The 22,105-nt window shown below is 50.4% G+C and carries 24 protein-coding genes, 1 tRNA gene and 7 pseudogenes; 9 read left to right on the top strand and 23 right to left on the bottom strand.

Going from position 1 to position 22,105, the window contains the following annotated elements:
- Positions 1-37: 37 nt before the first annotated feature.
- From clpB to rluD, 3 genes are all read right to left on the bottom strand, one after another.
- Positions 38-2,617 carry an ATP-dependent chaperone ClpB gene (clpB, locus tag ACD630_RS24435; protein ID WP_430360940.1) on the bottom strand — a complete coding sequence of 860 codons (2,580 nt, stop codon included), beginning with the start codon at positions 2,615-2,617 and terminating at the stop codon, positions 38-40.
- A gap of 135 nt (positions 2,618-2,752) precedes the next feature.
- Complete coding sequence (gene yfiH, locus ACD630_RS24440; protein WP_430360941.1) at positions 2,753-3,484, bottom strand: purine nucleoside phosphorylase YfiH; 732 nt, start codon at positions 3,482-3,484, stop codon at positions 2,753-2,755.
- Positions 3,485-3,494: 10 nt separating this feature from the next.
- A complete protein-coding gene (gene rluD, locus ACD630_RS24445) occupies positions 3,495-4,472 on the bottom strand; it encodes a 23S rRNA pseudouridine(1911/1915/1917) synthase RluD (protein ID WP_430360942.1) in 978 nt (325 codons plus the stop codon).
- Positions 4,473-4,605: 133 nt separating this feature from the next.
- Here rluD and bamD point away from each other — a divergent pair, with 133 nt between their 5' ends.
- Both bamD and raiA read left to right on the top strand, forming a co-directional pair.
- Positions 4,606-5,340, top strand: coding sequence for an outer membrane protein assembly factor BamD (bamD, locus tag ACD630_RS24450; RefSeq protein ID WP_430360943.1), 735 nt, complete (start codon positions 4,606-4,608; stop codon positions 5,338-5,340).
- 324 nt (positions 5,341-5,664) lie between these two features.
- The gene (raiA, locus tag ACD630_RS24455) at positions 5,665-5,997 is read left to right on the top strand and encodes a ribosome-associated translation inhibitor RaiA (protein ID WP_264626123.1); all 333 of its coding nucleotides are present in this window, start codon (positions 5,665-5,667) and stop codon (positions 5,995-5,997) included.
- Between the two features lie 189 nt (positions 5,998-6,186).
- On the opposite strand, the pseudogene ACD630_RS24460 reads toward raiA, so the two are convergent.
- From ACD630_RS24460 to ACD630_RS24495, 8 genes and pseudogenes are all read right to left on the bottom strand, one after another.
- Positions 6,187-6,393 (bottom strand): annotated as a pseudogene (locus ACD630_RS24460) (Rpn family recombination-promoting nuclease/putative transposase); the annotation flags it as partial.
- A 326-nt stretch (positions 6,394-6,719) separates the two neighbouring features.
- Positions 6,720-7,760, bottom strand: a complete 1,041-nt coding sequence (locus ACD630_RS24465) for an IS481 family transposase (RefSeq protein WP_430360944.1) — start codon at positions 7,758-7,760, stop codon at positions 6,720-6,722.
- A 65-nt stretch (positions 7,761-7,825) separates the two neighbouring features.
- A complete protein-coding gene (locus ACD630_RS24470; RefSeq protein ID WP_430360945.1) occupies positions 7,826-8,503 on the bottom strand; it encodes a phage integrase Arm DNA-binding domain-containing protein in 678 nt (225 codons plus the stop codon).
- Positions 8,481-8,720 (bottom strand): excisionase, encoded by a 240-nt coding sequence (locus tag ACD630_RS24475; RefSeq protein ID WP_430360946.1) that lies wholly within the window; start codon positions 8,718-8,720, stop codon positions 8,481-8,483. The genes ACD630_RS24470 and ACD630_RS24475 overlap by 23 nt, the downstream gene beginning before the upstream one ends.
- Before the next feature lie 139 nt (positions 8,721-8,859).
- On the bottom strand, positions 8,860-9,021 hold the full coding sequence (locus tag ACD630_RS24480) for a protease FtsH-inhibitory lysogeny factor CIII (RefSeq protein ID WP_430360947.1): 162 nt from the start codon (positions 9,019-9,021) through the stop codon (positions 8,860-8,862).
- 15 nt (positions 9,022-9,036) lie between these two features.
- Positions 9,037-9,138 carry a hypothetical protein gene (locus ACD630_RS24485; protein WP_430361275.1) on the bottom strand — a complete coding sequence of 34 codons (102 nt, stop codon included), beginning with the start codon at positions 9,136-9,138 and terminating at the stop codon, positions 9,037-9,039.
- Positions 9,139-9,285: 147 nt separating this feature from the next.
- Positions 9,286-9,801, bottom strand: a pseudogene (locus ACD630_RS24490) (IS5 family transposase); the annotation flags it as partial.
- Positions 9,767-9,952 carry a hypothetical protein gene (locus tag ACD630_RS24495; RefSeq protein ID WP_430360948.1) on the bottom strand — a complete coding sequence of 62 codons (186 nt, stop codon included), beginning with the start codon at positions 9,950-9,952 and terminating at the stop codon, positions 9,767-9,769. The pseudogene ACD630_RS24490 and the gene ACD630_RS24495, both read right to left, overlap by 35 nt.
- A gap of 344 nt (positions 9,953-10,296) precedes the next feature.
- Between ACD630_RS24495 and ACD630_RS24500 the strand changes: the two are divergent.
- Positions 10,297-11,220 (top strand): annotated as a pseudogene (locus tag ACD630_RS24500) (IS5 family transposase).
- A gap of 86 nt (positions 11,221-11,306) precedes the next feature.
- Here the strand turns inward: ACD630_RS24500 and ACD630_RS24505 are convergent.
- Positions 11,307-11,486, bottom strand: coding sequence for a DUF1187 family protein (locus tag ACD630_RS24505; protein WP_430360949.1), 180 nt, complete (start codon positions 11,484-11,486; stop codon positions 11,307-11,309).
- A 207-nt stretch (positions 11,487-11,693) separates the two neighbouring features.
- On the opposite strand from ACD630_RS24505, the gene ACD630_RS24510 reads away from it, so the two are divergent.
- Both ACD630_RS24510 and ACD630_RS24515 read left to right on the top strand, forming a co-directional pair.
- Positions 11,694-12,101: a hypothetical protein gene (locus ACD630_RS24510; protein WP_430360950.1), complete on the top strand. Its 408-nt coding sequence runs from the start codon at positions 11,694-11,696 to the stop codon at positions 12,099-12,101.
- A gap of 15 nt (positions 12,102-12,116) precedes the next feature.
- A tRNA-OTHER gene (locus ACD630_RS24515) sits at positions 12,117-12,194 on the top strand.
- A gap of 59 nt (positions 12,195-12,253) precedes the next feature.
- Here the strand turns inward: ACD630_RS24515 and ACD630_RS24520 are convergent.
- The 5 genes and pseudogenes from ACD630_RS24520 to ACD630_RS24540 form a co-directional block, all read right to left on the bottom strand.
- Positions 12,254-12,742 (bottom strand): YqaJ viral recombinase family protein, encoded by a 489-nt coding sequence (locus ACD630_RS24520; RefSeq protein ID WP_430361276.1) that lies wholly within the window; start codon positions 12,740-12,742, stop codon positions 12,254-12,256.
- Entirely contained in the window at positions 12,655-12,882 is a 228-nt protein-coding gene (locus ACD630_RS24525; RefSeq protein WP_430360951.1) for a hypothetical protein, read from the bottom strand. The genes ACD630_RS24520 and ACD630_RS24525 overlap by 88 nt, the downstream gene beginning before the upstream one ends.
- A 375-nt stretch (positions 12,883-13,257) precedes the next feature.
- Positions 13,258-14,136, bottom strand: a pseudogene (locus ACD630_RS24530) (IS256 family transposase); the annotation flags it as partial.
- A 48-nt stretch (positions 14,137-14,184) separates the two neighbouring features.
- Positions 14,185-14,436, bottom strand: coding sequence for a transposase (locus ACD630_RS24535; RefSeq protein ID WP_430361277.1), 252 nt, complete (start codon positions 14,434-14,436; stop codon positions 14,185-14,187).
- Complete coding sequence (locus ACD630_RS24540; protein WP_430360952.1) at positions 14,360-14,725, bottom strand: IS630 transposase-related protein; 366 nt, start codon at positions 14,723-14,725, stop codon at positions 14,360-14,362. The genes ACD630_RS24535 and ACD630_RS24540 overlap by 77 nt, the downstream gene beginning before the upstream one ends.
- A 33-nt stretch (positions 14,726-14,758) precedes the next feature.
- On the opposite strand from ACD630_RS24540, the pseudogene ACD630_RS24545 reads away from it, so the two are divergent.
- Both ACD630_RS24545 and ACD630_RS24550 read left to right on the top strand, forming a co-directional pair.
- Positions 14,759-14,893, top strand: a pseudogene (locus ACD630_RS24545) (IS256 family transposase); the annotation flags it as partial.
- A gap of 29 nt (positions 14,894-14,922) precedes the next feature.
- Positions 14,923-15,306: pseudogene (locus tag ACD630_RS24550) on the top strand (transposase); the annotation flags it as partial.
- 61 nt (positions 15,307-15,367) lie between these two features.
- Here the strand turns inward: ACD630_RS24550 and crr are convergent.
- The 5 genes from crr to cysZ all read right to left on the bottom strand — a co-directional run bounded on the left by crr (position 15,368) and on the right by cysZ (position 20,209).
- Positions 15,368-15,877, bottom strand: coding sequence for a PTS glucose transporter subunit IIA (crr, locus tag ACD630_RS24555; protein WP_430360953.1), 510 nt, complete (start codon positions 15,875-15,877; stop codon positions 15,368-15,370).
- 27 nt (positions 15,878-15,904) lie between these two features.
- Positions 15,905-17,632 carry a phosphoenolpyruvate-protein phosphotransferase PtsI gene (gene ptsI, locus ACD630_RS24560; RefSeq protein WP_430360954.1) on the bottom strand — a complete coding sequence of 576 codons (1,728 nt, stop codon included), beginning with the start codon at positions 17,630-17,632 and terminating at the stop codon, positions 15,905-15,907.
- A 47-nt stretch (positions 17,633-17,679) separates the two neighbouring features.
- On the bottom strand, positions 17,680-17,937 hold the full coding sequence (gene ptsH, locus ACD630_RS24565; protein WP_430360955.1) for a phosphocarrier protein Hpr: 258 nt from the start codon (positions 17,935-17,937) through the stop codon (positions 17,680-17,682).
- Positions 17,938-18,338: 401 nt separating this feature from the next.
- Complete coding sequence (cysK, locus tag ACD630_RS24570) at positions 18,339-19,307, bottom strand: cysteine synthase A (RefSeq protein ID WP_430360956.1); 969 nt, start codon at positions 19,305-19,307, stop codon at positions 18,339-18,341.
- Between the two features lie 131 nt (positions 19,308-19,438).
- Positions 19,439-20,209 (bottom strand): sulfate transporter CysZ, encoded by a 771-nt coding sequence (cysZ, locus tag ACD630_RS24575; RefSeq protein WP_430360957.1) that lies wholly within the window; start codon positions 20,207-20,209, stop codon positions 19,439-19,441.
- A gap of 237 nt (positions 20,210-20,446) precedes the next feature.
- Here cysZ and zipA point away from each other — a divergent pair, with 237 nt between their 5' ends.
- Both zipA and ACD630_RS24585 read left to right on the top strand, forming a co-directional pair.
- Positions 20,447-21,307, top strand: a complete 861-nt coding sequence (gene zipA / locus ACD630_RS24580) for a cell division protein ZipA (protein WP_430360958.1) — start codon at positions 20,447-20,449, stop codon at positions 21,305-21,307.
- A gap of 69 nt (positions 21,308-21,376) precedes the next feature.
- Positions 21,377-21,874 (top strand): annotated as a pseudogene (locus ACD630_RS24585) (amino acid permease); the annotation flags it as partial.
- Here the strand turns inward: ACD630_RS24585 and ACD630_RS24590 are convergent.
- Positions 21,875-22,105, bottom strand: a complete 231-nt coding sequence (locus tag ACD630_RS24590) for a hypothetical protein (RefSeq protein ID WP_430359241.1) — start codon at positions 22,103-22,105, stop codon at positions 21,875-21,877.

Below are 22,105 nucleotides of genomic sequence, written 5' to 3' on the forward strand. Positions count from 1 at the left end.
TCGCTTAATACTTTCACCATATAAAACATGATGTTAATCACTGCCTAGCAACAATATGCTTTTCACTGCCCTCAACATCCAAGGTGACCGGTTTCCCCGGAATCAATTTGCCCGAAAGGATTTCCTGGGCCAGCGGATTTTCAATCTGCTGCTGGATAGCACGTTTGAGCGGTCGAGCACCGTAAACCGGGTCAAAACCACTTAGCCCCAATTGTTCCAATGCGGCCTCGGTCATCGTGACCTGATAGCCACGTTCTTCCAGCCGCTTGTACAACCGCTGCAACTGAATACGCGCGATGGACATGATGTGTGCCTGACCCAATGGGTGGAATACCACGACTTCATCAATACGGTTGATAAACTCCGGACGGAAACGATGGCTGACCACATCCATAACCATGTCACGCATCCCGACATAATCCACTTCACCGAAATGTTCCTGAATGAGATCGGAACCCAAGTTCGAGGTCATCACGATAACTGTATTACGGAAATCCACCGTTCTGCCTTGCCCATCCGTCAAGCGGCCATCGTCAAGCACCTGCAACAGAATGTTGAATACATCTGGATGGGCTTTTTCAACTTCATCAAGCAGGATCACGGAATAGGGACGGCGCCGAACCGCTTCGGTGAGATCCCCTCCTTCCTCATACCCCACGTATCCCGGAGGTGCGCCGACCAAACGAGACACTGAGTGCTTTTCCATAAATTCAGACATGTCGATGCGAACCATAGCATCATCGCTGTCGAACAAGAAGGCCGCCAGCGTTTTACACAGTTCAGTTTTTCCCACCCCGGTTGGCCCTAGGAACAAGAACGATCCAATGGGTCGATTAGGATCGGAAAGGCCTGCACGACTGCGACAAATCGAGTTCGCCACGGCGCTGACCGCCTCATCTTGCCCGATAACGCGCTGATGAAGTTCTTGCTCCATACGCAGCAGCTTGTCTCGTTCGCTTTCCAACATGCGCACAACGGGAATTCCCGTCCATCTAGCTAGCACTTCGGCAATTTCAGCATCGGTCACTTTGTTGCGTAACAGGTGCATGGTTTTCCCTTCCGCCAGCGTCGTCGCCGCTAGCTGTTTTTCAAGCTCGGGCAAGCGCCCATACTGCAACTCCGACATGCGAGCGAGATCGCCCTGACGACGTGCCTGCTCCAGTTCGATCTTCGCTTGTTCCAATGCGGCCTTGATATTTTGCGTACCACTGAGAGAGGCTTTCTCCGCTTTCCACTCTTCTTCAAGTTTGGAGTAGTCGCGCTCTTTCTGCTCAAGCTCTTCGTTTAACAAAGACAGTCGCTTTTGACTGGCCTCATCGGACTCTTTTTTCAGCGCCTGCTGTTCCAGCTTTAACTGGATGATACGCCTGTCCAGACGATCCAGAGATTCCGGTTTCGAATCCATCTGCATACGAATGCTTGATGCCGCTTCATCAATCAGGTCAATGGCCTTATCCGGCAGTTGCCTGTCGGCAATGTAGCGGTGCGACAACATGGCCGCCGCCACAATCGCCGGGTCAGTGATCTGCACATGATGGTGCAATTCATAACGTTCTTTAAGCCCACGCAGAATCGCGATCGTGTCTTCAACATTGGGTTCCGCCACAAACACCTTTTGGAATCGGCGTTCCAGCGCAGCGTCTTTCTCAATGTATTGCCGGTATTCGTTCAGCGTTGTCGCGCCAACGCAATGCAACTCCCCGCGCGCCAATGCAGGCTTGAGCATGTTACCCGCATCCATTGCACCGTCAGCTTTGCCCGCGCCAACCATGGTATGCAACTCATCGATAAACAAGATGATGCTGCCTTCCTGTTTTGCCAGATCGTTAAGTACCCCTTTCAGACGTTCTTCGAATTCACCACGGTATTTAGCACCGGCAATCAATGCTCCCATGTCTAACGACAGTACGCGCTTGTGTTTAAGCCCTTCAGGCACTTCACCGTTAACGATACGCTGAGCTAATCCTTCTACAATTGCCGTTTTCCCGACGCCAGGTTCACCGATCAGCACCGGGTTATTTTTAGTACGGCGTTGCAGCACCTGAATAGTTCTGCGGATTTCTTCATCACGGCCAATGACCGGGTCCAATTTGCCCTGTTCAGCGCGTTCGGTTAAATCGATGGTGAATTTCTTTAGCGCTTGTCGCTGATCTTCCGCATTTTGATCGTTCACCTGTTCACCACCACGTATCTGATCAATGGCTTTAGAGACGGCTTCTTTAGTTGCCCCTGTACGCGCCAAGAGATCGCTCAACGTGCCGCGAGTACCCAACGCCGCCAGTAAAAACAGTTCGGAAGAGATAAACGCGTCGCCGCGCTTCTGTGCAATCTTGTCACACAGATTGAGCGTACGGACGAATTCATTGGAGGGTTGCACATCGCCATCAACGCCCTGCACTTGCGGTAAACGCGCGACGGCCTGTTCTATGTCCGCTTTCAGACGAACAGCGTTTACACCTACCGTGGTCAACAGCGGGCTGACCGTACCGCCCTCCTGCTGCAACAGCGCACTCATGACGTGTAACGGGTCGATAAACTGATGATCCTTGCCGAGCGCTAGAGATTGCGCATCCGCAAGGGCAAGCTGGAATTTATTGGTAAGACGATCCAGACGCATAACTCCTCCCATACATACTGGTCAAAATTGCTACTGGAGATTAAATGAGGTCATCCCTCAAAATTTCAAGATTATTTTGCCAGTAATAATAGAAGGAATGCAGTTACTTGCCATGGATCGTCTTAATTCAGTAGGTTATATCAGCCAGATTAAACTTGCCATACGACCTGTAATTCCATCGCGGCGATATGAGAAAAATTTGTCGGCCTGAGTCACAGTACAGGCATCGCCACCAAAAATTTTCGTCACGCCCTGAGCTTGCAAGCGCAAACGAGCTAACTGGTAGATATCGGCAATGAACTTGTTATCCTTAGCGATAAATGCGTCTGCGACGACAGGGTGCAGTTCAATAAAAGCATCACGCACCTCAGGGCCAACCTCAAACGCCTGCGGCCCGATCGCCGGCCCAAGCCATGCCATCACGGACGACGCAGGGGCGCGGAAATGACGCAATGTCGCTTCCAGCACGCCAGAACACAGGCCGCGCCAGCCCGCATGCGCAGCAGCCACTTCATTACCGCGATCCGAGCAAAACAGCACCGGCAAACAGTCTGCGGTCATCACCGCACACACCAGACCAGGTTGGTTGGTGTAGGCCGCATCACCGGTCGGCACGCCTGATGCCGAAGACGCTAATGAAACCACCTTTCCATGCACTTGATTTAGCCACTGCGGCATCGCAGGCAAATCGGCCAGCGTGACCAGTCGCTGACGATTATCTAACACCGCCTCTGGTCGATCGCCTACGTGCGCACCAAGATTCAACGAATCATAGGGCGTTTGGCTCACGCCTCCCCTTCGCGTGGTACTACAGGCACGCACACGTTGCGGTGCAGGCCAGTCAGGCAGTATCAGTTCGCTCGTCATCAGCCTCTCGTCAGCAGTCATATTGATCTTTGAACGCCTCGGCATCCGCTTTTAATACCTCAATTAAATCAACCATATCTTGTGGTATGGTGACATGCCACTCCATTTCAATCCCGCTGATGGGATGATAAAGGCGTAGCATGGTCGCGTGTAGCGCCTGACGATCGAACGTGCGCAGTGCAGTCACCAGTTCCTCTGATGCCCCCTTAGGCAAGCGAGGACGACCGCCATACAGTTGATCGCCCACCAGCGGATGATTGATGTGCGCCATGTGAACACGAATCTGGTGTGTACGACCCGTTTCAAGACGCAGACGTAGGCGCGTATGGCTGCGAAAATGCTCCATAATGCGGTAATGGGTAACGGCCGGTTTTCCCATAGGATGCACCGACATATGGGTGCGTTTGGTAGGATGACGGCTCATCGGTTCATTGACTGTGCCTCCGGCGGTCATGCGACCAATCGCAACGGCTTCGTACTCACGTGTGATTTCACGCGCCTGAAGCGATTCCACCAGTCGCGTTTGCGCTGGCACGGTTTTCGCTACCACCATCAATCCCGTGGTGTCTTTATCCAGGCGGTGCACAATGCCTGCGCGCGGAACGTCGCCAATAGCCGGAAAATGGTGCAGCAACGCATTGAGCACGGTGCCGTCCGGGTTGCCCGCGCCAGGGTGAACCAGCAAATCGCGTGGTTTATTGATCACCAAAATGTCTTGATCTTCATAAACGATATCCAGTGCGATATCTTGTGCTTCCCAGCGAACCTCTTCATTGATCAAGGCATCAATCGTAATGGCTTCACCGCCTAACACTTTCTCTTTTGGCTTATTTATCATATTGCCGTTAATCTGTACCCGATCGTCCAGAATCCATTCTTTTATGCGAGAACGGGAATAATCAGGGAACAATTCGGCCAAAGCCTGATCTAACCGTTGACCGAGTTGAGACTCAGCCACCGTTGCGGTGAGTTGTACTTGTTGTGCCATAGTTGCAGCTTCTTCGTTAACCTTGGGTTTTCGCGGCGATGCCGTTTAAAATAATGTACTATTGTAGCTAGTCTTACCCGGGAGCGTAACGGCCAGTCTCCCGGCATAACACTCTGAGGATAATCAAAACGTTATGATGCGTATGAAATATCTGGTGGCTGCAGCCACGTTGAGCTTGGCGCTAGCGGGTTGCTCCAACAGCTCCAAGGATACGGTTCCCGACAGTCCGCCTTCTGAAATTTATGCTACCGCTCAACAAAAATTGCAGGACGGTAACTTTAAAGCAGCAATCACGCAGTTGGAAGCATTGGATAACCGATATCCTTTCGGGCCCTATTCTCAGCAAGTGCAGCTTGACCTGATTTATGCTTATTACAAGTCCGCAGAACTGGCGATGGCGCAAGCCTCCATTGACCGTTTCCTGCGCCTCAACCCGACACACCCAAGTGTGGACTATGTGCTGTACATGCGTGGTTTAACCAACATTGCTCAGGATGATAACGCATTTCAGGGGTTTTTCGGCGTTGACCGCTCTGGCCGCGATCCACAATATGCACGCGCGGCTTTTCGTGACTTCCGCAAGTTGCTGCAAGCGTATCCTCGCAGCCAGTTTGCCACGGATGCGGGCAAACGTCTGGTATTCCTGAAAAAGCGTTTAGCTAAATACGAACTTTCAGTGGCGGAATATTACACCAAACGCGGTGCCTACGTCGCCGTTGTTAATCGTGTAGAACAGATGATGCGTGATTTCCCGGACACTCAAGCGACAAAAAGAGCGCTTCCGTTAATGGAAAATGCTTATAGAGAACTCCGGCTGCTGGGTCAGGCGGATAAAGTCGCGAAAATCGTCGAGGCCAATCCCGCTTAACCAGAGAGCGGCACGGCCCCTACTCACACGCGTAAACATAAAAAAACGGCAACCTTGGTTTGCCGTTTTTTTATTCCAACACAGGAACAGTATCCGAGCATCATCCCGCCACTGACCTTGTCTGGAAGCCATCGATCTCATTGATAATGCCACCAGTTGCATCAGGTCTCAAGCCTTGCATTGCGCTTCCTCTATGCGCTTCACAAATTGCAATGAGGTGATCCGACCAGCCAAATAAAAGTTATGCAGATCACGATTTTTATCCCATTTACGGCTATGCTGAAGTCATCTAAGTGAGACGGCAAAAGCAGAGAGGTATGTTATATGACGATCAACATTACCAGTAAGCAAATGGAAATCACCCCCGCAATACGTCAGCATGTCGAAGACCGTCTAACCAAGCTGGATAAATGGCAAACTCACCTGATTAACCCACATATTATTTTATCCAAAGAACCGGTGGGTTTTGTTGCCGATGCGACTATTAGTACGCCCAATGGTCCCTTGGTCGCCAGCGCCAAGCATGAAGATATGTACGCTGCCATTAATGAGCTGCTTGCGAAACTGGAGCGCCAGCTGAACAAGATGCAGCATAAGGGAGAAGCACGTCGAGCAACGACGGCTGGGGTCAAAGACGCGGATATTGAGTTGTCATAACCAAAACCTTCAGATAACAGTAGCCAACAACGCGCCGTCAGGGCGCGTTTTTGTTTCTGAGGATAAGGCCCCTTCGCTTTTTAGTTGACAGAACGAAAAGCCAACAGCTATAGCCAACCGACTTAAAAATGATTACAGCCAATGCCCTGATATGTGGAAAAAAAATACAGCTAATTGTTATCAAAATAATGTCGCTTGGCTATAGAGCATATCCGAACACTGGGTGCGCAGGTCGTCTTCGATAAAGCTACCTGACTCCATCGCAAGGGTGCTGAAATCGCAGCGCTCCCGCAGATGAGGTGGCAGATGGATTTCCAGAAAGTCTCGGGCGACCGTAATATCGCCGAGGAACTTTTTGAACAGGGAGTCATGTTGGGAGAGTGAGGATGTTGTCATTGGCGCAGTATACCTTGCTCAGGTTAGGGTATGCCATCGGGATTTCCAGCTCGGGGTGAATGTGATTTTTCACGTCTAAGGAAGGGAGTCCGCAAGTCGAAATGGACGGTAACGTATTGATAAAAATGTCGTGTATTGTTGTGTTTTGTTGCCTGTTTTTTGAGCATGAGATGGCGATAAGTCTATGATAATTAGTAGATTAGTGCTTTAGGTCTTCGCTGTTAGGAGTACAGCGGCATTAAAATATCGTCATTATGATTCAATGAGTTGTACTAGCTCAGACCTGATCTGACAGTTACCGATTATTTATACAGGTGTCTGTCAGATTACATCTGGTTCAGATTCTTTTCTGCCCTGATCCGTTTTCCATCGAGTAAAGTGGACATCGGCGTACGCCCGCAGCACATTTTTCCCTGATGAGTTCGCTCATTATTGTAATGCCACAACCAGTTGTCCAGATCTACCTGCAGGCTTTCCAGGTCTCCATATAACTTCTTGCCGAACGTAACCTGATAAAAATCCTGCAAAATGGTTTTATGGAAGCGCTCGCAGATGCCGTTCGTCTGCGGAGACATCGCCTTCGTTTTCGTATGCTCGATATCGTTGATAGCCAGATAAAGCTGATAATCATGCTGCTCCACTTTACCACAGTACTCCGTACCCCTGTCGGTCAGTATTCTCAGCACCGGCAGTCCCTGAGCCTCGTAGAACGGGAGTACGCTATCATTGAGCAGGTCGGCGGCGGTGAGCGGTGTTTTATTCGTATACAGCTTGCAGTGTGCCACTTTCGAGTACGTATCCACGAACGTCTGCTGGTAGATACGGCCCACCCCCTTCAGATTGCCCACGTAGAAGGTGTCCTGCGAGCCCAGATACCCGGGATGTGCCGTCTCGATTTCACCGCAGGCCTCATCATCGTGCGCCTTCTTCTCCAAGGCTGCGATTTGAGCGTCGGTAAGGACAATGCCTTCTCTGGCGACCTTTTCCTCAAGCGCCTTCAGGCGTTTACGGAAGTTCTCCAGGTCGTGTCGTTGCCAGATGGAGCGCACGCCGCTGCCGGAGATAAACACGCCTTTTTTACGCAGCTCATTACTGGTCCGGTGCTGCCCATGGGGCGGGAACTCAATAGCATAATCAACAACCGCGCGTTCAGTGGCTTCGTCGGCGCGGTTCTTCAGGTTCGGAACCCGGCGGTTCTGGTTAACCAGCGCATCAATGGCGCCTTCAGCAGCCAGTTCCTGATAACGGTAAAATGTATCGCGTGACACGCCCATGCTCTTGCAGGCTTTTGATACGTTACCGAGTTCTTCGGCGAGATTGAGCAGGCCGGCTTTGTGTTTGATAATGGGATTGTTAGTATGAAGCATGAGAGTTACCTCGCGTTTTGTTTAAGGATTAGACACCCATATCAAAACCGGTAACTCTCAACCTTTCAAGGTCCAGTGTCAGATCTAGTCGCGACTAATACACCTAAACGTTGACCGGTGACTAAAGCAAGATCAAGGCAGGGGCCGACCCATGCAGGTAATGTATCCGCGGCCTTGCGTATGAGCTTCCACGCATCCAGGGTTATGCGTTCCCGTTGAATGTCTATACGTTGGTTTCGGGTGGCTTCGGCTGGATTGCTTTTGAGTACCCCCTCAGCAATCGCTTCACGAAACAGGTCACGTAACAACGCTCTTATGCAGTTCGCCATTGTCACTTTCCCTGCGTTTACCCACTGATTAAGGAACGAGGCAATGTCTTTGGTTTCTACTTTCTGAAGAGCAAATTCCCCTAAATGGGCGTTAACGGCTTTCAGGTATTTATGGTACTCGCTCATCGTTTTCGGCTTGAGTTTCCGTCCTTCGAGTATCGTCAGATAGCGTTCAGTCCATTCGCTAACTGTGGTCGCCTGTGTGTCGTTGATGCGGTCAACGAGCGGTGATGGTTTTGATGAGCCATAAATCGCCATATTAGCCGCGATGGCTTGTGTAATGGCCTCCTGTCGATGGCGGCCCAAGCCATATTCTTTTCCGGTGCGCGGGTCACGGTAGCAAAAATAGCCGCCGTTGCGCGGTTGCAGGTTTGGCGGCAAATCGCGGTTCTTATGGCTTCTCCGGCGTGCCATGTTTTATCCTCGATAACAGGGCGGGATGAAGGTAACCTGATGAGCGAAGGTTTTTATTCTGGGTGAGCTTGTAGGCATTTTCCTCAACCAGATACTCGCGCCCATCTCGTATCGGTGCGGGAAAAATCATTCCGCTCCTGACCAATCGCCTGACGGTTTCCATACAGCGCGGACGGGGTTGCCGCCGATTCCACTCGGATAAGGTGATGTATGCCATAATTGACCTCTGCTAAAATTAAGCCGCTACGCCATTTGTCATGGTGGCAGGGTGATTTGTGAATCTCAGAAACGGTATAGTGAAGGTTGCACACAGGGTATGCAGTGATGAAGGTGATTTCAGGCTGTAACAGCCTTAGTTAACGTACTGATGCAGGTCGTAGAGGGTCGCCTTGCTGCCCGAGGATAGCGATAACCTTTCGGTATCCGTTTCTCAGCCATTGAACCCATTTATCCAGTTGGGTTTCTTCCGGGTGATAGCTCCCCATGAGTGCAGCATGACCCGCGAATGCATAATTCATGGGGTGCTCCTGTGATTATATTGCTATTTGGGTGTCGTATTTGGCGTGGCTCATGGTTTTCCAACTCTGACCGTTATCTTTGGATAACATGCGCCAGTGTGAGAAAGCCTCATTGATAAATAACCGGTTCGTCGTATGCGTCTTGCATGAATAAGTCCTTCACGGTATAAGCGTTTAAATAACTTCTCACGCTCCTTTATCCTGTTAGGGGCTTTGTTGAATAAATCAGAACTTGTAACGACTGCGCCCCATATGGGTCGATTGTTACGTGATGCGAATACTGTTCGGCATTCCTAATAGCGTGATCAGGTTAAGCGCTTTGACCATGGCCATGGCTTCACCCACCTGACCATCGTAGTCTCTCAGACTTAGATGACCACCCAGAAGCCTTTTGAACCGGAACATGGCCGTTTCAGCCACTGAGCGCCGGTGATAGCCCACTTTCTTTTTCCAGATATCGTTACTACCGCTAATGCGCTGATTTGCAACAGCGGGGTTACGCTCGTGGTAGCGATCTTGCCAATATTGCGCCCCCCTTCGTGGCGGGATAAGCGGCCTTATTTTCTTCCTCACCAGAGCATCATAGCAGTAAACTGTATCCTAAGCGCCGTCAGCCGATGCCTCTCTGATTTTCCGGTGGGTCTGGTTTATCAGCGCCGGTAGAGCTTGGGCATCAGTCGTACCACTGAGCGACAAATCCGCACAGACAATCTCATGCGTCACACTGTCTACTGCCAGGTGCAGCTTACGCCATACCCTGCGTCTGTCGGCACCATGCTGCGGCTTTTAACGCCACAAACCATGGCTCACCGCCAATAATTACAGTGCGAACTTGATGATACTCAAAAGAGAACGGCATGACAGATAGGTTGGTCATAATGACCTCCAACGGTATTTTAAATATTGCTACCACTGGAGTTGCAAATCTCATGGTGGTAGCCCAAACAGGGTTTGCAATGCCGGATACCGTGAACCGGTGAACCTCTCGGTTCCCCTGCTTGAGCCACCATAGAAGGTTGCTAAGGCCCATAAAAAAACACGCAAAAGCGTGTCAATTTACGACACGGTTCTCGGCGGGTTGCAAATCCCGGCACCTGAATTTTCAGATGCAGAGTGACTATAGCGCATGGGTTCTCCTTGCGTCAATGGGATGATTTATTGTGCTATTTACCACGTATCCCTGTTTTTCACCCTGACGCAGGCTTTGTTGAATAAATAGAACTTTTGGGTAATCATCGGAGCAGATCAACACAGTTGTTTCAAAATCAGCTCTCCATGGCAAAACAAAATCTTAAAATCACCAACTGGCCCTCTTATAACAAGGCCCTCAAGCAGCGCGCTTCTCTAACCGTATGGCTAGATGAATCAGCCATTGCTGCATGGACGGAAAAAAACACTACTGAACGGCGTGGACGACCGCTCCACTACTCAGATATGGCCATCACCACAGTCCTGATGATGAAACGCGTGTTTGGCCTTTCATTGAGGGCTTTACAGGGCTTTGTTGACTCGATTTTTAAACTGATTAAATTGTCGCTCCATTGTCCAGACTATTCGCTGCTCAGCAAGCGAGCAAAGACAGTGAACATCAGCATAAAAACGCCAACCCGTGGTGAAATCTCACATCTGGTCATTGATGGAACCGGCCTGAAGGTCTTTGGCGAAGGCGAATGGAAAGTCCGGCAGCATGGTGCCGACAGACGCAGGGTATGGCGTAAGCTGCACCTGGCAGTAGACAGTGTGACGCATGAGATTGTCTGTGCGGATTTGTCGCTCAGTGGTACGACTGATGCCCAAGCTCTACCGGCGCTGATAAACCAGACCCACCGGAAAATCAGAGAGGCATCGGCTAACGGCGCTTAGGATACAGTTTACTGCTATGATGCTCTGCTGAGGAAGAAAATAAGGCCGCTTATCCCGCCACGAAGGGGGGCGCAATATTGGCAAGATCGCTACCACGAGCGTAACCACGCTGTTGCAAATCAGCGCATTAGCGGTAGTAACGATATCTGGAAAAAGAAAGTGGGCTATCACCGGCGCTCAGTGGCTGAAACGGCCATGTTCCGGTTCAAAAGGCTTCTGGGTGGTTATCTAAGTCTGAGAGACTACGATGGTCAGGTGGGTGAAGCCATGGCCATGGTCAAAGCGCTTAACCTGATCACGCTATTAGGAATGCCGAACAGTATTCGCATCACGTAACAATCGACCCGTATGGGGCGCAGTCGTTACAAGTTCTGATTTATTCAACAAAGCCCCTGACGCAGCGGAAATCCTCCAGTTTAACCTTAATTCCCGAACGACTTACCTGCCTCCTTAGGCTTAAAGAGCAGTTTTTCGCATTCTGACATGGTGAGTTTCACCTTAGAGAACCGTAGCCACTGAACATCCAGTCCGCCGGGCTTTTTGATAGTTGCCGTTATTTTGTACATTAAGTCTCTCCGAGGTTGTTTATAGCCAAGCGACATTATTTTGATAACAGCCAGCTATGCTTTTTTGCCGCATATCAGGGCATCTGTTGTAATCATTTTTAAGTCGGTTGGCTATATGTGTCTGAGGACAATTAACACGGTGAAAAAAGTGACATAAAAACCGGGCTCAGGGGGCTAACTTGTAAAATTTTGCAGGTTGGCGATCAGATCGCTTACACTTGCCTTAACACAGGAGGATCCGCTATGGGCCAGGTTGCATTTGATACATTGCAGGCGTCAGAAGAGCTTGAAACTGCTGGCATCTCTAGAGAGCAGGCTAGGGCGATTTCACTCGTCGTACGCAAGTCTCATGAGGTGGCGGATGTCGCTACCAAGGCTGATATCGCCGAGGTGAATCGGAATGTCGCCGATGTCTGCAAGGATCTGTCCGCAGAGATAGCCGATGTGTGTAAGGATATGGCTCATCGCTTCGAAAAGAGCGAGGCGCAGATATCTGACGTTCGTAAGGATATGCAATTAGTCCGCAAGGATTTACAGCTTGAGATGGCGGGTATTCGCTCCGAGCAGAAGTTAATTCGCTGGATGCTGAGTGCTGGAATTTTGGGTATTCTCTCTCTGGTTGTGAAAGCTTTTCTCGTCGCGGCCCTTTGAGCAATTCTGCCCATTGGGTCGGTAGCTCAGTGTGGAAGAGCGTACGTTTTCCCCAACCGTAAGATGCAGGTTCGATTCCTGCCCGACCCACCATGCTACCCCTTGCGTCAGGCTGAACCTGATTGCACGGCCGCCCGACGACGTACATGCATTCATGCTGCCACCTGATTTAATATGTTTTGCTTAACCTCCATGACCAGTGTTAAAAATTGCTCTCGCCTTTTCCTTAGTGCGTTAATTTCATCCATGCAATCATCACGGTTTATGCGGCATACAATTAACTGGTTTCCTTCAGGGAAGTCGGCGCAATAGCTGACAAAATCGACCCAGTCACGCCCGGTGCAATCCAGATGGCCGATTAACTGCCAGCGGTATGACGGGTCGAAACTACCTCGCTGCAATGTGGCGTAATGTGTGGATGCGATAACAGATTTAATCTCTATTACTCCATCACTGCCGACTAATCCGTCAGGGCTATCACCGTATGTGTTGTGGTCAAAGAAACCGCCGTTATCTACGCTGATGAAGTTCATGTCCTCATACAGCATACGCGCTATCGCCTCCTGCTCGTGACCACGCTCCATGTGCTCATTTGAAAAGCTGAATTCCGACTTGCAGCCTTTGATTTGCTCCAGTGCAATTTGGAGCGCATAGCGCTTTGCAGGATCGCCAAACGCTTTCCCTGCTTAGCCATGATTAACCCGAAATTCGATGCGGTGGTCTTTCCTACGCGCAGCGCTTCCCATTCCTCGGTGTTCTGCTGGATATCATGCCAAATCATGCCGCTGCCTCCCTGCATTCGCTAATAAGCTGCTGACGGTGTTCCTCTGACATCTCCATACGTTCAAGCACCTTGCGGCTTTGTTGAATAATAGGTAATCATGCTGTTTTTCCATGCCAGTTTTGGTTGAAAATGCTTGTCATCTCAGGTGTACACTTTTCTCATGAGGCCTAACTGCATGATTTTACGTTGTGAGGATCCGTCGTTTCGCTGGGCTGCCAGCATAAAATCTATTTATTCAACAAAGCCGCACCTTGCGCAAGTCACCATCGCGCTTATAGGCTGCTTTAGCGTTATTCCATTCCTGAATAGATGCCGGTGTCAAAACTGGCTTGGTGACGCGGGTAGGGCTTATGCGTAGCCCTTCCACTGAGCTATGGCCTGAAGCGCGGCCTCTTCGGTTGGAGCCTGATACACTGCTTTGAGGTCGCGTGTTACCGCCTTATAGTCCTTCCAGGCAACGAAGCGCAGACTGTTGCGCACCATGTGCACGATGCACAACTGGATGCGGGCTTCCGGGTAGACCGTGTTGATGGCATCCGGGAACCCTTTCAGGCCGTCCACACAGGCAATGAGGATGTCAGTCAGGCCACGGTTTTTCAGTTCTGTCAGCACGTTCAGCCAGAACTTTGCGCCTTCATTTTCGGCCAGCCACATCCCCAGTAGCTCTTTCTGGCCTTCGATATTGATACCCAGCGCCAGGAACACAGACTTATTGATAACGCGGTTGTCCTGCAGGATTTTCAGAACGATACAGTCAAGGTAAACAATGGGATAAACCGCATCCAGGGGGCGATTTTGCCATTCAACAACCTGCTCCATAACGGCATCGGTGACCTTCGATACCAGGGCGGGTGAGACATCCGCGTCATACAGCTCTTTGAACGCAGCGGCAATTTCGCGGGTGGTCATCCCTTTGGCATACAACGATAAAATCTGGTTATCCATCCCGGTGATACGGGTCTGGTTCTTCTTCACCAGTTGCGGTTCAAAGGAACCATCACGATCACGTGGTGTACGCAGTTCCAGCGGACCATCGCCGGTGGTAACAGTCTTTGTGGAGTAGCCATTGCGCGTGTTAGTTCCAGATTTGGACTGGTGCTTCTCATGCCCGAGGTGATGGGTCATTTCAGCATTAAGGGTAGCTTCAACGCAGATCTTTTTCAGCAGGCGATCAAACTGGTTGAGAGCGTCAGGGGTTTTGAGATTTTTGGCCAGCTCGTTAGCCAGAGCCTGTAACTGTTTTTCGTCCATAAAGTAACCTGCTTTTGATGTTGGATTGAACATATCAAAACCAGGTAATTACACAATCTCGTGTACAGGCTCTAATAAAGCGCCGATAACATTTGTTCTTCCCTTGGCTCCCCCGTTCTTCAGGCCAAAACACCGTTGACCTTTTGGGGAATAGCCGTGAGTCCGTGGGGTATCATGTGGAAAACCACTTTCATCAATAAAAACAATAGGTTTACCTTCTTTTTCATACTGTTGTATTTTTTGTTGAAATGCTTGCCGGGCGCTTTCGTCGGCTTTCGGATGGCGTAGAGTTTTTTTTATAGGTCAATCCCAGCTTTTTAAGAGCTTGCCAAATGGCCTTCTGACAAACACCAAAACGCTCTGCACGTTCTTTTTGGTAAGCATCTGGATATGGTTCAACATCTTTTATCAACTCGGATTTATCGATCTTTCGCTGACGCGTGGTCGATGCTTTTGACGCTATTTGATTAATCCAACGCGATACAGAGGCAGGGCCAATCCGAAATTGCTTCGCTGTTTCTCGGATACTCAACCCTTCTTCTTCCCGTGTAGATATCACTTTACCTCTAAAATCAATTGAATAGCTCATTTAAATAATGCAATCAAAATTAAGTCGTTTAGCTATAAGCTGCTCCAGTCTGCTCAGAAAAGCTGGAACCGACTAAGAGGATTTGACCTGCTGACCCTAGTTGTAAGCAACGTCCAATTTAAGGATGGAGAACAGATTCACGAAGCATCAGAGCGGAACGTAGCCTGATCGCCATACACCAGATTTGCTAATAACTCGTAACACGCGACCTCAAAGCAGTGTATCAGGCTCCAACCGAAGAGGCCGCGCTTCAGGCGCTGGAGACGTTCGGTGGGACATGGGATCACCACTATCCGCAGATAAGCCGGAACTGGCAGTCAAACTGGGCCAACCTGTCGACATTCTTCTCGTACCCGCAGGAACTTCGCAAGGTAATCTACACGACGAACGCTATAGAATCACTGAACAGCGTGCTCCGGCATGCAATCAAGAAACGCAAGGTGTTCCCGACTGATGACTCGGTGAAGAAGGTCGTATGGCTGGCAATCTAGGCGAAATGGACGATGCCCTTACAGGACTGGCGTATGGCAATGAGTCGCTTTATTATCGAGTTCGGTGACCGCCTTGACGGTCACTTATGAGGAAAGGCATTTACACAAAATCTTAAACAGGCTCGTATGAGGTGCTGTACTCAGAAAAGCGCTACTTTTTGATACGGATAACCGGTGTTTCACCGATAACAACAGTACCGCTCAACTTGGTCAGCTCTTTGATTTCATCAATGTTGGAGATAACCACCGGCGTCAACGTTGATTTGGCCTTTTCTTCCAACAGCGCCAGATCGAATTCAATGACCAGATCGCCTTTCTTCACGTGTTGGCCTTCTTCCGCGGTGCGTTTGAAGCCTTCACCTTTCAGCTCAACGGTATCGATGCCGAAGTGAACGAACAGTTCAATACCGCTGTCGGATTCGATAGAGAAAGCATGGTTAGTTTCAAAAATCTTGCCGATGGTGCCATCAACCGGCGCCACCATCTTGTTGCCAGTCGGTTTAATGGCAATACCGTCCCCGACAATTTTTTCAGCAAAAACAACGTCAGGAACGTCTTCAATATTGACGATTTCACCAGACAGCGGTGCAATGATTTCAATGCTGCCAGTATCTTTTTTATTATCAGATACCAGAGATTTCAGTTTATCGAACAAACCCATGATCTTCTCCTAATCATTAATATTGGGTCAGCATAGCGTTTTTTCTTTGATGAATCGGCTCACTACATCGCTCAGTTCTTGCGCTGTGGGTTGGGAGAGCGCTTGTTCTGCCAACGCTTTGGCATCGTCGTAATTTGCATTACGAATGATCTTCTTGATGCCAGGAATTGAGATTGCACTCATGCTGAATTCATCCAGACCCATACCCAATAATAGCAGTGTAGCACGTTCGTCACCAGCGAGCTCGCCGCACATCCCCGTCCATTTGCCTTCGGCATGAGATGCGTCAACGACCTGCTTGATCAAACGCAATACTGCTGGAGACATCGGGTTATAGAGATGAGAGATAAGCTCATTACCGCGATCAACTGCCAGAGTATACTGGGTTAAGTCATTTGTCCCAATACTAAAAAAGTCCACTTCTTTCGCCAGATGGTTGGCAATGGCGGCCGCAGCAGGTGTTTCAACCATTACGCCTACCTCGATGCTCTCATCGAAGGCTTTTCCTTCTGCTCTCAACTGCGATTTCAGCAGTTCCAGCTCGGCTTTCAGCGCACGCACTTCCTCTACGGAAATGATCATCGGGAACATGATGCGTAGCTTGCCAAACACCGACGCGCGCAAAATGGCACGAAGCTGTGTATGAAGAATTTCTTTACGATCGAGACAGATACGAATTGCTCGCCAGCCTAGGAACGGGTTCTCTTCCTTCTGCAGGTTCATGTAAGGCAGATCTTTATCACCGCCGATATCCATGGTGCGCACGGTAACCGCCTGCGCCCCTACGGCTTCTGCTACGGCTTTGTAGGCTTGGAACTGCTCTTCTTCTGTCGGGAACGCATCGCGATCCATAAACAGGAATTCGGTGCGATAGAGTCCAACACCTTCTGCGCCATTGCGCTCTGCACCGGCAACATCACGTACGGTACCAATGTTGGCGCACACTTCTACCTGATGCCCGTCGAGCGTGATGGCGGGCAAATCCTTCAGTTTTGCCAACGCATCTTTTTCAGCGTAGTACTGTACTTCCAGCGCTTTCAGTTGTTCGATAACGTCCGGCGTCGGGTTCTGATAAATTTTGTTGTTCACGCCATCCAGAATCAGATAATTGCCGTTTTTCACCTGCTGGGTGGCATCCGTGGTGCCGACAATCGCGGGCAGCTCCAGAGAACGCGCCATAATGGAGGTGTGGGAGGTCCGGCCGCCGAGATCGGTAATAAAGCCTAGCACCTTGTCTAGGTTCAGCTGCGCGGTTTCTGATGGCGTCAAATCGGTTGCGATCAGGATCGATTCTTCCTGAATATCGCCAAGATCGATAATCGGCATACCGAGAATGTTTCTCAGCAGGCGTTTACCGATATCGCGCATGTCCGCTGCGCGCTCTTTCAGGTACTCATCGTCCAGTTCTTCCAACGCTTTCGCCTGATTCTCGATAACTGAGTAGGCTGCTGCATCGGCAGAGTGATGGTCCTTTTTGATCAGGGCTATGATTTCCTGCTCGAACTCTTCATCTTCAAGCAGCATGATATGCCCTTCGAAGATGGCCTCTTTCTCAGCGCCCAGGGTTGCACCTGCTTTGGTCTTGATGGCTTCCAGCTGTGCAGAAGCCTTGGCCCGGCCACTCAGAAAACGTTCGATTTCTTGTTCAACGTCTTCAGCAGTAATTTTCTTCCGGCTGATGACGATTTCGTCCTCCTTCAATAACAGCGCGTTACCGAAAGCAAAACCGGGTGATACTAATATGCCTGAAATCATAACTCTACCTTCACTCGAAACTGATGTTCACACGAAAAGCCTGCCGATTACTCAAGTTCAGCCATCAGCTTAACAAGGTGTTCAACGGCTTTTTGCTCGTCTTCACCCTCTGAGGAAAGGGTAACGACAGTGCCTTGCGTCAGGCCAAGGGTCTGAAGCTTGAACAAACTTTTCGCGCTGGCACTTTTTCCGTTGGAGGTGACGGTAATTTCGCTGGTAAATCCTTTGGCTTCTTTAACAAACTGAGCCGCAGGACGGGTGTGCAGGCCATTCGGAGCGGTGATAGTAACTTCTTGCTGGAACATTCCGTTTTCCCCAACTATGGTTTGGATTCGTGTTGTGGAACTAAAGTTTAGTGTATTTACCGAACTTTAGTCTGTTAGGTCAGCCCCATTTATGTTACGGGGTCGCCTTTGATGCGGCAAGGTAAGGACGAAACGCCTCCCTTGAATATATACGCCAAATAGCACCGTATTCCAGCCCAGTGTCAGATGGCCTTGCTGCCTCTGTGGTAAAAAACGGGGACATTGCCATCAGTAGGAACAGGGTACGATGTTACGGCTATTAATTTTGCGCATCAAAATAATTGTTCGGTTAAGTACTAAACTTGGACAAAAAAAGCAATCATTGATGGGTATAAACTTTGAAATTGACCACAAAAAAAGCACCTATGAAGGTGCTTTTATGCTGTCAATGTAACGAAGGATTACTGCTGCAATTCTTGTTCTGTGAACAGATCGGCAAACAGCGCAGTACTGAGATAACGCTCACCGGAAGAGGGCAGAATCACCACGATAGTTTTGCCTTCAAACGCGGGCTCTTTCAGCAAATTTAGCGCTGCAGCCACAGCAGCACCGGAAGAGATACCAGCCAGAATACCTTCTTCTTCCATCAGGCGACGCGCGGTTGAAATCGCATCCTCGTTAGAAATACGCTCAACGCGATCCACCAGAGCAAGATCGAGGTTACCCGGAATGAATCCTGCGCCGATCCCTTGGATCTTATGCGGGCCAGGCTTGATCTCTTCGCAAGCCAGCGCTTGGGTGATCACCGGTGAATCAACGGGTTCAACCGCGACGGTTGTGATAGCTTTGCCTTTGGTTTTCTTGATAAAACGGCTGACGCCAGTCAACGTACCGCCGGTGCCGACACCGGAGATAAACACGTCGACTTCACCATCGGTGTCTTCCCAGATTTCCGGGCCGGTGGTTTTTTCGTGAATTTCCGGGTTAGCCGGGTTGCTGAACTGTTGCAGTAACAGGAAGCGGCTCGGATCGCTGGCAACAATCTCTTCTGCCTTGGCGATGGCCCCTTTCATGCCTTTCGCACCTTCGGTCAGTACCAGTTTGGCGCCCAGCGCTTTCAACAGCTTGCGCCGCTCAATGCTCATAGTTTCTGGCATGGTCAGGGTTAATTTGTACCCGCGGGCAGCAGCGACATAGGCCAGAGCAATCCCAGTGTTACCGCTCGTCGGTTCCACCAGTTCAACGCCGGGTTTTAATACGCCGCGTTTTTCTGCATCCCAAATCAGGTTCGCACCGATACGGCATTTGACGCTGAAGCTAGGATTGCGCGATTCTACTTTTGCCAGAATACGTCCATTACCGACCCGGTTCAGGCGAACCAGCGGCGAGTGGCCGATGGTGTAGGAGTTATCTTCATAGATTTTGCTCATGGCCAGTCCTTATAACTGTATGAAATTTTTACCAACAAGATAGAGCATACTCACTCCGTCCTTTCAGGGAAGGAAAGAATTGCTATATCATTATGTTCTTAAGAAATATCTTTTCATTACAGTCGGAAAAACTATCGCGTTCCCGCTGAGACCGAGAGATGACGATATCGATCCACCCACAATGCGGTTGCGCCACAGACGGCGACCGGCATCACCACCAAATTCAGGAACGGCACCAGCGTAAACACACTGACCAACGCGCCGAACTGCAAGTTGTTGAGTTTATGACGCCGCAACGCTTCGCGCATGCTGGGAAAGCTGATTTTGTGATTGTCGAAGGGATAATCGCAATATTGAATGGCTAGCATCCAGGCGCTAAACCCGAACCACAGCAGCGGTGCCACGGTTTGTCCGATACCGGGAATAAGATACAATAACAGCAGTACGATGGCGCGCGGCAGGTAATAGACGAGTTTCTGCACTTCGCGCTTCATGATCCGCGGGATATCTTTGACCATGCCAATAACGCCGCTGTCCGGCAGGGCCTTTCCGGTCAGCCGCGCTTCAAGCTGTTCGGCCAGCAGGCCGTTAAACGGTGCCGCGATAAAATTGGCAATGGTGCTGAAAAAATAGCCGAATACCAACAGGATAGAGATGACAGCGAGCGGCCATAGCAGGTAGCTTAACCATTGTAACCACTCTGGCACATGGCCCATCAGTTGGGCAATCCAGTCACCCATGCGGGAAAACAGCCACCAAAAGGCACCGCCCATCAACAGCACATTGAGCAGCAGGGGAACGATGACAAAACGCCGTATGCCCGGAAGCGACATCAGCTGCCAACCTTGTGCGAAATAGTAAATGCCTGAACGCGGTGGCGTAGCGGGGGACGGGGTTACCATGACATCCTGTTCCTCATTGTGGGGTGATCCGGATCGTTTGTGTGATCTGCATCATATCGGGATGATTTTCTGCTGACCAGTGACCCTTTGGACGAAAAAAAAGCAAAAAAGTGCGCCCGGTATATCTTTATTCCTATAAAATACTGTGCAGGCTTGCACTTGTGTACGCAGGCAAATAGAGTTAGGGGTATGAAAAAGTTGCCGCGGTGGCAATAAATTGAATTAACTGGGATAGCAATGATGCAGGACTTGCGTCTGATATTAATCGTTGTGGGCGCGATCGCTATAATTGCGCTACTGCTTCACGGCTTGTGGACGAGCCGTAAAGAGCGCTCGTCCCTTTTTCGTGACCGTCCGGTGAAGCGCCTTAAGCAAAAGCAGAAGCGAGAAGAGACTGCGCCGCCGCCTGCATCCTCATCGCCTTTCGCTTCTGCTGCCGAACACGTTCGTACCGATTACGATCCGCTGTTAGGCGCGACCACCGCGCCGCAATCTGCGCCTGAGGTGCATGTCGATCGCGTTGCGCAGGAGACTCGCCCCGCACATGCTGCAAACGTTGCGCCTGTACATCCAACGCCTGTTGAACGTGCACCGCACCTTGAAGAGCAGGCCGCGGAGCAACACCTGCCTGAGCAGGATGCTGACCAGCCACAAGTGCAAAGCACAAGCAGCGCAGCGCAAGAAACCGTGCTGGTCCTGCACGTTGCTGCTCATCAGGGCAGTATCATTGGCGGTGAAGTGCTGTTGCAGAGCGTATTGCAGGCCGGCTTCCAGTTCGGTGAAATGAATATTTTCCATCGTCATGTTAATCCTGCGGGTGCAGGACCGGTGCTGTTTAGCCTAGCCAACATGGTGAAACCCGGTTCTTTCAGTATCGACGACATGGCCGATTTCTCCACGCCGGGCGTCTCCATTTTCATGATGGTGCCCTCCTACGGTGACGCAAGCCAGAATTTCAAACTGATGCTGCAATCTGCACAGCGCATTGCTGACGACGTAGGCGGAGTAGTACTGGATGATGAACGTCGTTTAATGACGCCGCAGAAAGTCGAGGCTTACAAAGGCCGTATTCGCGATGTACTGTGGGCTAATGGGTAGACGTGATTTTGTAACCGCAAAGCCTCCTACATGGAGGCTTTGTTTTTTTAGGGGATAGGGTGGACTGACGTGGCGAGTAGCAATGGGTTAAGGCAGGTTCAGGGAGTGGGGCTGCTTTCCACTTCGCTACTGGGAACTGGCGTGTTTGCGGTGCCAGCTATTGTGGCGCAGCTGTCGGGTAATGACAGCCTGTGGGCTTGGCCGCTGCTGATTGTGTTGGTGTTTCCGATTGCCATTGGCTTTGCCGCGTTGGGACAGCATTTTCCCAATGCCGGTGGAGCAGCCCACTTTGTCAATCTGGCGTTTGGCCCGCGCCTAGCACGCGTGACCCGCTGGCTGTTTCTTTCCGTGATCCCCTTGGGCTTGCCTGCTGCGTTGCAAATTGCTGCTGAGTTTTGGGCACCGTTTATTGGCCATAGCAGGGTAGGCATATTGGTCGTGCAAATGTTGACGCTGATCGCCATTTGGCTGCTCGGGTCACGCAGTGCGGGTTCCAGTGCGTCCATTCAAACGGGCATTGCCGTACTGGTGCTGGTCGTTGCCATTTGGTGCATAGGTATCTACACATCATAAAGGGTTAAAAACCACCATAGCTAAGTGGGCAAGTTCTTCCGGGGTATAGTCTGCTAATAACGTCAAGGTATTTAGCTGGATGGATAGTCCGGCAAGCAGCGCTGGGGCGCTTTCTTTACGCCCTCGTTTTTGTTGTCGTCCGGATAATCGGCAAATTAACTGACGGGCTGCCGCATTGTCGTCTCCTTCAGCGCGTTGCAGCCGCCATACCAGCACACATGCCAT

Origin of the sequence: Symbiopectobacterium sp. RP, assembly GCF_050472005.1 — a bacterium.
In the GTDB taxonomy this organism is placed as follows: domain Bacteria; phylum Pseudomonadota; class Gammaproteobacteria; order Enterobacterales; family Enterobacteriaceae; genus Symbiopectobacterium.

Bases quoted from the DNA above. Each gene is read 5' to 3' on its own strand.
- ACD630_RS24495 (WP_430360948.1), bottom strand. From the start codon at position 9,952: ATGAGATTTGCAACTCCAGTGGTAGCAATATTTAAAATACCGTTGGAG.
- zipA (WP_430360958.1), top strand. From the start codon at position 20,447: ATGATGCAGGACTTGCGTCTGATATTAATCGTTGTGGGCGCGATCGCT.
- clpB (WP_430360940.1), bottom strand. From the start codon at position 2,617: ATGCGTCTGGATCGTCTTACCAATAAATTCCAGCTTGCCCTTGCGGAT.
- rluD (WP_430360942.1), bottom strand. From the start codon at position 4,472: ATGGCACAACAAGTACAACTCACCGCAACGGTGGCTGAGTCTCAACTC.
- yfiH (WP_430360941.1), bottom strand. From the start codon at position 3,484: ATGACGAGCGAACTGATACTGCCTGACTGGCCTGCACCGCAACGTGTG.
- ACD630_RS24470 (WP_430360945.1), bottom strand. From the start codon at position 8,503: ATGGCACGCCGGAGAAGCCATAAGAACCGCGATTTGCCGCCAAACCTG.
- ptsH (WP_430360955.1), bottom strand. From the start codon at position 17,937: ATGTTCCAGCAAGAAGTTACTATCACCGCTCCGAATGGCCTGCACACC.
- ACD630_RS24505 (WP_430360949.1), bottom strand. From the start codon at position 11,486: ATGTCGCTTGGCTATAAACAACCTCGGAGAGACTTAATGTACAAAATA.
- ACD630_RS24465 (WP_430360944.1), bottom strand. From the start codon at position 7,760: ATGCTTCATACTAACAATCCCATTATCAAACACAAAGCCGGCCTGCTC.
- ACD630_RS24475 (WP_430360946.1), bottom strand. From the start codon at position 8,720: ATGGCATACATCACCTTATCCGAGTGGAATCGGCGGCAACCCCGTCCG.
- ACD630_RS24540 (WP_430360952.1), bottom strand. From the start codon at position 14,725: ATGAGCTATTCAATTGATTTTAGAGGTAAAGTGATATCTACACGGGAA.
- ACD630_RS24510 (WP_430360950.1), top strand. From the start codon at position 11,694: ATGGGCCAGGTTGCATTTGATACATTGCAGGCGTCAGAAGAGCTTGAA.
- ACD630_RS24480 (WP_430360947.1), bottom strand. From the start codon at position 9,021: ATGAATTATGCATTCGCGGGTCATGCTGCACTCATGGGGAGCTATCAC.
- ptsI (WP_430360954.1), bottom strand. From the start codon at position 17,632: ATGATTTCAGGCATATTAGTATCACCCGGTTTTGCTTTCGGTAACGCG.
- bamD (WP_430360943.1), top strand. From the start codon at position 4,606: ATGATGCGTATGAAATATCTGGTGGCTGCAGCCACGTTGAGCTTGGCG.
- ACD630_RS24590 (WP_430359241.1), bottom strand. From the start codon at position 22,105: ATGGCATGTGTGCTGGTATGGCGGCTGCAACGCGCTGAAGGAGACGAC.
- cysK (WP_430360956.1), bottom strand. From the start codon at position 19,307: ATGAGCAAAATCTATGAAGATAACTCCTACACCATCGGCCACTCGCCG.
- cysZ (WP_430360957.1), bottom strand. From the start codon at position 20,209: ATGGTAACCCCGTCCCCCGCTACGCCACCGCGTTCAGGCATTTACTAT.
- ACD630_RS24525 (WP_430360951.1), bottom strand. From the start codon at position 12,882: ATGATTTGGCATGATATCCAGCAGAACACCGAGGAATGGGAAGCGCTG.
- raiA (WP_264626123.1), top strand. From the start codon at position 5,665: ATGACGATCAACATTACCAGTAAGCAAATGGAAATCACCCCCGCAATA.
- crr (WP_430360953.1), bottom strand. From the start codon at position 15,877: ATGGGTTTGTTCGATAAACTGAAATCTCTGGTATCTGATAATAAAAAA.